At 66.7% G+C, this 10493-nt stretch carries 4 protein-coding genes and 7 pseudogenes; 3 read left to right on the forward strand and 8 right to left on the reverse strand.

Features of this window, described 5'->3' with window-relative positions:
- Positions 1-440 (reverse strand): transposase family protein (locus CC117_RS04145; RefSeq protein ID WP_198541723.1); only part of this gene is annotated, 440 nt, incomplete at its 3' end.
- Positions 441-608: 168 nt separating this feature from the next.
- On the reverse strand, positions 609-1121 hold the full coding sequence (locus CC117_RS04150) for a transposase (RefSeq protein WP_084131508.1): 513 nt from the start codon (positions 1119-1121) through the stop codon (positions 609-611).
- An 8-nt stretch (positions 1122-1129) separates the two neighbouring features.
- Between CC117_RS04150 and CC117_RS35935 the strand changes: the two are divergent.
- Positions 1130-1574: pseudogene (locus tag CC117_RS35935) on the forward strand (ISAzo13-like element transposase-related protein); the annotation flags it as partial.
- A 64-nt stretch (positions 1575-1638) separates the two neighbouring features.
- Here the strand turns inward: CC117_RS35935 and CC117_RS04155 are convergent.
- Positions 1639-2897 (reverse strand): annotated as a pseudogene (locus CC117_RS04155) (IS256 family transposase).
- Between the two features lie 112 nt (positions 2898-3009).
- Here CC117_RS04155 and CC117_RS40285 point away from each other — a divergent pair.
- A pseudogene (locus tag CC117_RS40285) lies at positions 3010-4667 on the forward strand (ISAzo13 family transposase); the annotation flags it as partial.
- 132 nt (positions 4668-4799) lie between these two features.
- Here CC117_RS40285 and CC117_RS40290 read toward each other — a convergent pair.
- Positions 4800-5690 (reverse strand): annotated as a pseudogene (locus CC117_RS40290) (LLM class flavin-dependent oxidoreductase); the annotation flags it as partial.
- Positions 5691-5717: 27 nt separating this feature from the next.
- Positions 5718-7199, reverse strand: a complete 1482-nt coding sequence (locus CC117_RS04165; RefSeq protein ID WP_071082441.1) for an MFS transporter — start codon at positions 7197-7199, stop codon at positions 5718-5720.
- A 208-nt stretch (positions 7200-7407) separates the two neighbouring features.
- Between CC117_RS04165 and CC117_RS04170 the strand changes: the two genes are divergently transcribed.
- On the forward strand, positions 7408-7989 hold the full coding sequence (locus CC117_RS04170) for a TetR/AcrR family transcriptional regulator (RefSeq protein WP_071082442.1): 582 nt from the start codon (positions 7408-7410) through the stop codon (positions 7987-7989).
- Positions 7990-8228: 239 nt separating this feature from the next.
- Here CC117_RS04170 and CC117_RS40295 read toward each other — a convergent pair.
- The 3 pseudogenes from CC117_RS40295 to CC117_RS04190 form a co-directional block, all read right to left on the reverse strand.
- A pseudogene (locus CC117_RS40295) lies at positions 8229-8862 on the reverse strand (enoyl-CoA hydratase-related protein); the annotation flags it as partial.
- A pseudogene (locus CC117_RS40300) lies at positions 8859-9869 on the reverse strand (acyl-CoA dehydrogenase family protein); the annotation flags it as partial. The pseudogenes CC117_RS40300 and CC117_RS40295, both read right to left, overlap by 4 nt.
- Before the next feature lie 9 nt (positions 9870-9878).
- Positions 9879-10493, reverse strand: a pseudogene (locus CC117_RS04190) (IS256 family transposase); the annotation flags it as partial.

Raw genomic sequence — 10493 nt, forward strand, 5'->3', positions numbered from 1 at the left:
TCCGAGATCCAGATCATCTGTCCGTAGGGGTCCATGAGGGCCTGCAGGTTGATCCCGTGGTACTTGTGCTTGCCGGAGTAGTACAGCGAGTTGTGGGCGCGGACACGGTTGGTGCGCACGACCGTCCCGTCGAGGACGAGGAAGTTGTTGCGGGTCCAGGCGAACGTCCACACGGCGGCGAGCAGCGTCCGACCGCGGTGGGCCAGGAGGTCGACGGCCTCGCGGATGTAGCGGTACACCGTGGCGACGCCGATGCCGAAACCTTCGGCCAGGCGGGTGTAGGTGTCGCCGTTGCGCAGGTGCGCAAGGACGAGAAGTGCCTGGTCACGGGCGGGCAGCTTCCGCCAGGTTCCGCGGCGCTCGCGGTCGTCGGTGAGCAACGCGGCCAGGAAGTCCAGGGTCGCTTCGGGCAGGTTGATGGTGCCGGGGTAGGTTAGCAACGAGTCCTCGGTCAGGGAGCAGTGGAGTAGACACCCTGTGATCTACCGAGGACTCGTCTATTTTCCGATCCCGTATCGACAACAGTCGACCACGGYGGGCCGGGCGGATCGTGCGAGAATCTTCACCGCCTTTCAGAAAAACAAGATGGAAAAGGCTCCTGGTTGAAGTTATGCGGTCAAGRCTTCGGGTGCCACGCTGATCTCAGGTGTGTCGGATGGACCGTTCGCTGCGTCGACTTTCGTGAGGATTTCCAGGCCGAAGTAGCGGTGGGTTTCGATCCACTCGTCATGTTGTTCGGCGAGGACGGCGCCGACGAGACGTATGATGGCATCCCGGTCGGGGAAGATACCGACGACGTCGGTGCGACGACGGATTTCCTTGTTCAGACGTTCCTGGGGGTTGGACGACCAGATCTGCTTCCAGATCTGCCGCGGGTAGGCGGTGAACGCGAGCAGCTTTCGCATCGGAGAGATGATCGGCCGCCTTGGGAAGTTTCTCGGTGAGAGCTTCCACGACCGGTCGAACTGCACAGTGACCTCGGTGGCGTCGGCCTGCTCGAAGATGGTTCGCACCAGCGTGGCGACCCATGGCTGCGACGACTTCGGTGTCGTGATCAGCAAGTCGCGGAGGTAGTGGGCTTGTGCAGGAACAACCTGGTGGTTCGACCTGTCTGGTTCGATGTCGTGCTATGGCGATCATGGGGGATGTTCTGGACCAGTTGTCTCGTCGGTTCGCGGTGGTGCTGCCGCACCTGGACGAGCGGCAGCGGCGGTTGGTGCTGGCAACCGAGGCCCGGCTGCTGGGGCATGGCGGTGTCCGCGCAGTGGCGCGAGTGCTGGCGTCAGCGAGACCACGGTCCGCGCCGGCGTGTTCGAACTCGAAGCGGGCGAACAGCCGCTGTCCGATCGGCGGGTCCGCCGACCGGGCGGGGCCCGTAAACGCATTGAGGACACCGACCCGGCCGTGGTGGCAGCRCTCCTCGCGCTCGTCGAGCCGGATGAGCGCGGTGTCCGACCTCGCCGCTGCGGTGGACCACGAAATCGCTGCGGCGCCTCGCCGACGAGCTCACCCGCCAGGGTCACCCGGTATCACCGTCCACGGTCCGCCGGTTATTGCAGGCGGCTGGTTTCAGCGGGCCTGTCAAGATATCCGTGTAAGAATTGGCAAGCATTGTCCTAACGTTTTCGATGTTCTGAACTAATCGAGTGGCAGCCGGCCAAGGAACAGGATGACCATGGTGTTCAGCGCCTTCTTCCACCCGTGGGTTCCCGTTCCGTTCTCACCTCCTCGCTTCGTCGAGATGTTCCGGATACCGAGGTAGAGAAGTTTCATCGCCGCGTCATCCGACGGAAAATGTCCCCGAGTCTTGGTTATCTTCCTGAGCTGAAAATTGATCGACTCGATGAGGTTCGTCGTGTAAACGACTTTCCGTAGTTCCGGCGGGTAGTCGAGAAATGGGATGAACTCGTTCCAGGCCCGCCGCCACACGTCGATCACCCCGGGGTACTGGCGGYCGTACTCCTTCTCCAGATCCCCGAGCGCCGCCTCGGCGGCCTCTACTGACGGAGCGGTGTAAATCGTCCGCATCCCCGCGGCGATCTTCTTCCGGTCGCCGTAGGAAACGAACCGCATGGCATTCCGCATGACATGCACCACACAGATGAGGTCTGTACGACCGTGTCCGGGAACACCGACCCAATCGCGTCCGGCAGGCCGGTCAGCCCGTCGCAGCAGGCGATCAGCACGTCGCGCAGCCCTCGGTTACGCAGCTGCGTCAGGACCGACTGCCAGAACTTCGCCCCCCTCCGCGTCGGCGATCCACACGCCCAGGATGTGCTTGCGGCCCTCCACATCGACACCCACGACCAGGTGGGCGGCCTTCATCGTGACCACACCCCGGTCCTTGACCCGGATCCTGATCGCGTCCACGTACAAGATCGGGTAGACGTCGTCGACGGGTCGGTTCTGCCACGTGACGATCTCGTCCGCGACCACGTCGGTGATCTTGGAAATGAGCTCCGGGACGCCGACACCCCATATACCTCGGCCAGATGCGCCTCGATATCCCGCGTCGACATACCCCGCGCATACAACGACATGATCATATCGTCGATCTGCCCCAGCCGGCGGGAGYGTTTCGGCACGATCCGCRGCTCGAAACCCCYGTTCCGATCCCGCGGCWCCACGATCGTCACCGGCCCCACCGTCGTCGCCACGGTCTTCACCCCATGACCATTGCGGGAGTTCCCCGACCCGTTCCCAGCCGGATCACCACGCTCATAACCAAGATGATCAGCCATCTCGGTCTCCAGCGCCCGCTCCAACACCGCTCTCGTCATCCGCGCCAGCAGCCCGTCCGCACCATCGATCGGCGTCCCCGAAGCCTCCGCGTCCGCCAGCAGACGATCAATAGCCGTCGCATCCAAAGCTCCGGCAAGCCGCTCCGCCGCAACCACGGAATCGACCTTGGTCTCGCTCAACGAGGTTCCCTTCCGACCGCACCAGGATCAACCCGACACGATCGATCCAAGCAAACCCGTCTTTATGCGGACCATCTGACACCGCCGTTTCAGCCTGCAGGCAAACTCCAAAACACTGGAAGGAAAACAGTACCCCGACCGGGATGCTCAGTTCCATTAACTGAATGACCAGGTCGTGGAGCATCAGAAATCCGGTGAGCCGGTCATCAGCGTGGACGCGAAAAAGAAGGAGATGCTCGGCCGGCTCCCGAACTCCGGCCGTGAATGGCGGCCGAAAGGCGACCCGGTCCAGGCCGAGGATCACAGCTTCTTCATCGGCCCGCAGGGTGACACCGCGATCCCCTACGGCTTCTATGGCCTGACCACCGACGCCGGCTGGGTCAACGTCGGGGTCGATCACGACACCTCGGCGTTCGCGGTGGCTTCGATCCGCCGCTGGTGGCAGGCCCGCGGCCAGGCAGACTACCCCCAGGCCACCCGGCTGCTGGTCACTGCGGACGCGGGTGGATCGAACAGCTACCGCTTCCGGGCGTGGAAAGCCGAACTCGCCACGCTCGCCGCCGATACYGGCCTGTCCATCACGGTCTGTCATTTCCCGCCCGGCACGTCGAAATGGAACAAGATCGAGCACCGGTTGTTCTCCCAGATCACCATGAACTGGCGAGGCAGGCCGTTGACCAGTCATGAAGTGGTCGTGAACACCATCGCGGCGACACGGACCCGCAGCGGGCTTCGAGTCGCCGCGCACCTGGACATCCGGGACTACCCGGTCGGCATCGCGGTCAGCAAAGCCCGCATCGATGCCCTGCCGATCGAGTACCACACGGTGCACAGACGTGGAACTACACGATCCATCCCACACACACCGACGGCGCGGACTCATCCGCCGCGGTTGACGCAGCGACCGGCTCGAACCGAGCCGCGACCCTGACGATGCTCGCCCACCCGCGTCTGACCGGCATGAGCACCGCCGAGCTGGACGCACTCGCAGCACGGCTCGCCCCGCAGCAGGCCGCCCGCCGGGAACAGCGCCGCTACCAGGGACGCGGCGGTCCACGGCGCCACGCCCCCGGCGCTCACGGCAAACCCCTGCTCTCGTCCCGCGACCGGGTCCTGGTCACCGTCGTCCACCTGCGCCAGATCTGCTCCCAACGCCTCCTGGCGGACATGCTGGAAGTCGTCCCGGCGACGATCGGCCAGGCGGTCACCGACGTCCGGCATCTCCTGCACGAACAGAACATCGCCATCGAACCGACAACGCTGCGGTTCACCCGCGCCAATCAGGTCACCGACTACGCTCGTACCGGACAGTACGACGACGGCCGCCCGTCGGTGCCCTGGGAACTGTCCGACCCCGCGCTGACCGGTATGAGCCGCGGCGATCTCGCCGCACTCATCGAGCAGGTGTCGGTCCGCCAAGCAGCCGCGGTGGAACGACGTCGCCACCAGCAACGCGGTCGCCAGCGTCTCCCCGGAACCCGCGGCGGCGTCTTCCCCCAGAAGATCACCAGCGGGGAACGTGTCCTCGCCGCCATCCTTCTCCACCGCAAAGTCGCCACCGGCAGAGTCCTGGCCGAGCTGTTCGGCGTCAGCCACCGCACCATCGGCACCGCCTTCCTCGAGGTCCGCCCCATCCTCGAAGAAGACGACATCCACCTGCCACCAGCACCAGTCAAATACCGCTCCGCCGAACAGCTCCTCGCGTCCATGCCGCCAGCAGACGAAGCCGCCACGCCGACAGGTTAATTCCGCACAGATCCGTGATGCCCAGCATCGCCCCCAGATACCGGACCCGGCCGGGGAACCCCTGCCCCCGAGCGCGGTGCGCTTGTCCAGCGCCTCCCGCTTCGTCGGAGCGGTGGCCGGCAGCACGCCGGCGAAGAACTTCACCTCGTCGGGGTTCCGGCCGGAGCGCTCGGCCGCCTCCCGGATCGCCGCGCGCTGGGCCGTGGCACCCTTGATCGTGTAGGTCGCGCCGATGACGCCGCTGGCGTACCGCCCGGCCAGGACGAGCCCGTGCGGGCTGCCACCGGCCTGGAAGATCACCGGCTGCCCCTGCTCCGAGGGCGGGATGGGCAGTGGCCCGAGGGAGGCCACGTAGCGGCCCTGGAAGTCGACCGGTTGGATCTTCGACGCGTCGGCGAACCGACCGGCCCCGACGTCGCGCACCAGGCGGCCCGCCCCCAGCTGCCCCAGAGACCCTGGACGACCTGGATCACTTCGTGGGCGCTCATACCTCTCGTCCTGCGGCGCGATCTGGGCCCCGTAGTTCGCAGCGGTGCCCGGGTTGCTCGTGGTGACCGCGTTCCACCCGGCACGACCGTAGCTCATGACGTCGAGCGCCTTGAACTGCCGGGCCAGGTTGTAGGGCTCGGTGAAGGTGGTGGAGCCGGTGGCGACCAGGCCGATGCGTTCCGTGCCTCGCGCGACCGCCGCGAGCGTGAGCATGGGGCCCAGGGTGCCGTTCGGCGGCTCCCGCTCGACGTCGACGTTGAGGTGCTGGRAGTCGGGTAGGAAGAGGAAATGCAGCTTCCCGCGCTCGGCCGCCTGGGCGTAGCCGACGAGCCGGTCGAAGCTCGTGTAGTCGGAGGGGCCGACGCCCGGCGCCCGCCAGGCGCCCGGTTGGGTGCCGTAGCCGTTCCCGAGCTGCATGCCGAGGATCATCTGCTTGTCGGTCATGGGAGTCCTTGTGCTGGGTCGAGGTCGAGGAGGGGTCAGCCGCGAGGCGACGCATATGTGACGCCCTGGCTGCGCGGGTCCGAGCGCCATGCAATAGGCGGGCAGGCCCCGGGGTGATCACTCGGATTCGTCGCCCACCAGGGTGCCGCCGGGTACCAGGGCGGCCTCGGCGTGCCGCAGCTCGACGTCTGGCTCGGCGTGGGTGAGCGGGTCGCGCCGCACCGCCGGGATGAACAACGCGGCCAGCGCGCCGAGCAACAGCGCCCCGCTCAGCATCAGGAAGCCGTTGGTGTAGCCCGATTCCTCGGGCAGACCGCTGGGCGAGGCCCCGGCGGTGACGATGCTGGCCATCAACGACGCGCCCAGCGCACCGCCGATCGTGCGGATGTTGGCATTCATGCCGCTGGCGACTCCAGTCTGGTGCGCGGGGACGGCGGCCACGATGAGATTCGACATCGCCGCGAAGGCCATCCCGACGCCCACGCCGATGACCAGCGTGATCAGGTAGATGCCCCACTCGCGGTCGTGCGCCACCGCGATGAGTAGGTAGCCCACAGTGCCGATGACGGAGCCGGCGATGACCACATTCTTCGAGCCGAAGCGCAGGGCCATCCGGCCGGCCACGAGGCCGAGGACGAACACACCGACGGTCTGCGGCAGCATCATCAGGCCCGACTCGGTGATCGAGGCACCGAAGCCGTAGCCCGCGGCCGACGGCGTCTGCAGCAGCTGGGGCAGAAATGCGAACGACGCGTAGAAGGCCAACCCGGACAGCAACGCGACGAGGTTGGCCGCCCATACGGCGCGGATCCGCATCATCCTCATGTCGATCAGCGGATGCTCGGCGCGGGACTCCGCGACCACCCACACGACGACCAGGACGACGGCGACCGCGAGCAGGACAAGCACCCGGGCCGACGACCAGCCCGAACTCGGCGCTTCACTCACGGCAAGGAGCAGGGCGACCAGCCAGCCCGACAGCAGGGCGGCGGTCAGCCAGTTGATGGAGCCTGCCTTGCGTTCAGGTGACTCCGGAACCACGAACTGGGCCGCCAGGCCGGAGAGGAGCAGCAGGATGAGCGGGATCCAGAACAGCCAGTGGTAGTCGAAGGCGTTGACGATCGGCCCGGCCAACACGATGCCGGCACCGGCACCCGCGGCACTCAGTCCGGCGACGGAGCCGACCGCGCCGGCCACCTTGTCACGTGGGAACTCGTCGCGGATGATCCCGAAAGCCAGGGGCAGAACGCCACCGCCGACGCCCTGGATCACGCGACCGATGATCATGACCAGCAGGTTGGTGGCCAACGCGGACAGCAGGCAGCCGATCGCCAGCGCCCCCAGGGCGATGACGAACATCCGCTTCTTACCGCTCATGTCGCCCAGCCGACCCATGATCGGCGTGAAGATCGAGGCCGACAACAGGTAGACCGTCAGCACCCAGGTCACATTGGTCTGCGAGGTGTGCAACGCCTCCTGGATGGTCGGCAGCACGGGGCTGACCAGCGACTGCAGGAGGCCGAAGGTCGCGGCTCCGGCGGCCAGGACGGAGAACGTCAGTTGGTGATGAGCGCGCTGCTCGGTGATGCTCGGGTTCACGGGGTTCCTTTCGATGCGGAGCGACTGGCTCCGCTGCGCTGAGCGGGGTGAGCCGCCCGAGTGCCCACGACCAGCGGCCTGGGTCTTCCAGCCTGACGTTGCTGTACCCTTAGACGGAGAGCGTCTCCGCTTCTTCCGCAGACTAGGAGACCGTCTCCGTTTTGTCAAGGAGACCGTCTCCGTTTTTCAACAGGAGGGCACCCAAGCCATGGTCGACGCCGGTGTCAGCCTTTCCAGATCGCGCGTGGACAAGCAGCGCAACCGCACCCACATCCTCGAAGTCGCCGAGCAGGTGTTCACCGCGCAGGGCGTCGCCGGGTCGATGGATGCCATCGCGAAGTTGGCCGGTATCGGGCCCGGCACGCTGTACCGGCACTTCCCGAACCGTGAGGCGCTGCTCGCCGCCCTCCTACAGGCGCGCGGCGACGACCTGAAGTCCCGCCGTGACGACATCCGGCGCGCGGTGAGCGACTCCACCGAGGCGCTCGCCCAGTGGCTGGACGCGCTGGGCCAATGGGCCACCGCCTTCGACGGCCTGCCAGAACCTCTGCGCATGGCACTGACCGAGGAGACCTCCCCGCTGGCCCTCACCTGCCAGGGGTACATCACCATGACCGAAGAGTTCCTCCGCGCAGCCCAGCGCGACGGTGGCGCGCGCCCGCAGGTACGCGCGCGAGATCTGTTCTTGGGCGTACTGGCGACGACCTGGGTTCGAGATGCCGCCATGGCCGACGAGTCGTCCGAGCACGGGCTCAGCACCGTTCTGCGATGCGGGTGGGCGACCCCCTGACGTGCCCTCGATAACAGGCGGCCAGTAGCAGCATCTGATCTCCGGGAAGCCCACTCAGCCATATCCGCCTGTTTTCCCGTGTACTACTGCAACTCCCCTAAGCTTGAGATTTACTGATCTTGCACTCGTGAGGTGACCGGCTATGGGGGTTCGAGTTGTAGGCCGGTTCCGGTCAGGAAACCCCGTAGCAGGTCGGGGCGGTACCCGTTCTTCGGACAGCGATCCCTGTGGGATATAAAAAGGGAGAGCGGGGCGTTGCCCGCAATCCGTGCGGCGAGACCGAGCGCGCGTCGAGCACCTGCTCCGCCGGAACGACCTTGTTGACCAGCCCCCACTGCTGTGCGGTGAGYGCGTCGACTCCGTCGCCGGTCAGAGCGAGCTCGAGAGCCCTCTTGAGCGTCAGCTGCTGCGGTAGTCGAACGACACCGCCGGCCACGGCGAGCAGTCCACGCTGACCTCGGGCGGGCCGAAGGTGGCCGTGTCGGCGGAGACGACCAGGTCGTAGGCCAGCACGATCTCGGTGCCGGTGCCACCGCCCAGGGCGAATCCGTCGACGGCGGSGATCAGCGGCTTGTCGATTCAGTGCCGGACGAGCCCGGCGAAGCCCCACTCTGCGTGCCCGCGTGCGTGCACCGGACGCTGCTGCGCCAGTTCCTTGAGGTCGGCTCCCGCACAGAACRCACGGCCGGCCCCGGTCACCACGACCACTCGGACGTCCGGATCGGATGCCGCCTGCTCGAGGCCCTCGCCGACCGCGGTCGACAGGTCCGCGTTGACGGCGTTGAGGGCGCCGGGTCGGTTGAGGGTGATGACGGCCACGCTTTCGCGGACCTCGTAGAGGGCGGCCGCCGTCGTGTCGGTCCCGTTCATCAACGCACCTCGAGGACATCCCGGGCGACAATGGTCTTCATGATCTCGGTGGTCCCTCCGAAGATGGTGGTGATCCGGGTGTCCGCGAACGCGCGGACGATGGGGTATTCGAGGATGTAGCCGTGGCCGCCGAAGAGCTGCAGGCAGCGGTCGGCCGTCCGCTTGTGCATCTCGGTTGCCCACCACTTCGCCGTGGYGGCGTCGACCGCGCTCAGCTCGCCACGGTTGAGCCGCAGGACCGCGTCGTCGACGTAGGCCTGAGTGACCTCGAGCTCGGTGACCATCTCCGCGATGGCGAACTGGCTGTTCTGGAACTCCGCAATCGACTTGCCGAACGCCCGGCGCTCTTTGATGTAGTCGATAGTCCAGCTCAGAGCCGCGCGCACCGGCACACGCCGCGACCGCGATACTCAGCCGCTCCAACGGCAGATGCGACATCAGCGCGTGCAGCCTACGCCCTTCCGCGCCGAGCAGCGCACCGGCGTCCAGGCGCACCTCGGTGAAGCTGAGCTCCGCCGTGCCCTGCGCCTTGAGGCCGACCTTCTTCAGGCGCCGCCCATGAGTGAATCCCGGCGTGCCCTTCTCGACCAGGAAGAGGCTGAACGCGCGGCTTCCGGCATCCGGATCAGGTCGGTGCGCGCCACCACGATGAGGATGTCCGCGTTGATGCCGTTGGTGATGAAGGTCTTGGATCCGTTCAGGATCCAGGAGTCACCGTCGCGGAGGGCGGTGGCACGAATACCTCGGAGATCAGAGCCCGCACCGGGCTCCATCATCGCGATGGCACCGATCGCGTCGCCCGACGCCATCGCCGGAAGCCACCGCTCCGCCTGCTCCGGCGTCGCCAGGCCGGYGACGTACGGGATGACGATGTCGGAGTGCGTGGAGAAGCCCGCGGCAAGCGAGGTTGCACCCTGCCGGGCGAACTCCTCGATCATGGCGGCGYGGAAGCGGTAGTCGTCCACTCAGCCTCCGCCGTGCCTTTCCTGGACCGACATGCCGAGGTAGCCCTACGGCGTCGACCCGATCGCGTTCACCAGACCGCGGTGGGCATCGGGGGTCACCAGCCGCACGCCCGACAGGCCACGGGCGACCAGGCCGCGGAAGAACGCCAGCCAGCCGGCGCCGTCCTCGCTGCTCACGACGTCGAGGCCGAGGATCTCCCGGTGTCCGTCACCGTTGACCCCGACGGCGAGCAGACAGTGCACATTGATCACCCGACCCTCCTCGCGAATCTTCATCGTCAACGCATCCGCCTGGACGAACCGGCACGGACCGGCGTCCAACGGCCTCGAGCGGAACGCCTCGACCTGGGCGTCGAGATGCTTCGCCAACACCGATACCTGCGACTTCGAGATGTGCGCGACCCCGAGCTGTTCGACGAGCTTGTCGACCCTTCTCGTCGATACCCCAAGCAGATAGGAGGTGGCCACCGCCGAGATCAGCGCCTGCTCGGCGCGTCGCCGTCGGGTCAACAGCCATTCCGGGAAATACGACCCCTGCCGCAACTTCGGTACCGCCAGCTCGATCGTCCCGACCCGGGCGTCCCACTCCCGCGCCCGATACCCGTTCCGTCGGTTCACCCGCTCCGGGGATATCTGGCTCTCCGCAGTCGGCTGGAGGGCGTGCCCGGC

Source organism: Parafrankia colletiae (assembly GCF_001854655.1).
GTDB classification, from domain to species: Bacteria; Actinomycetota; Actinomycetes; order Frankiales; family Frankiaceae; genus Parafrankia; species Parafrankia colletiae.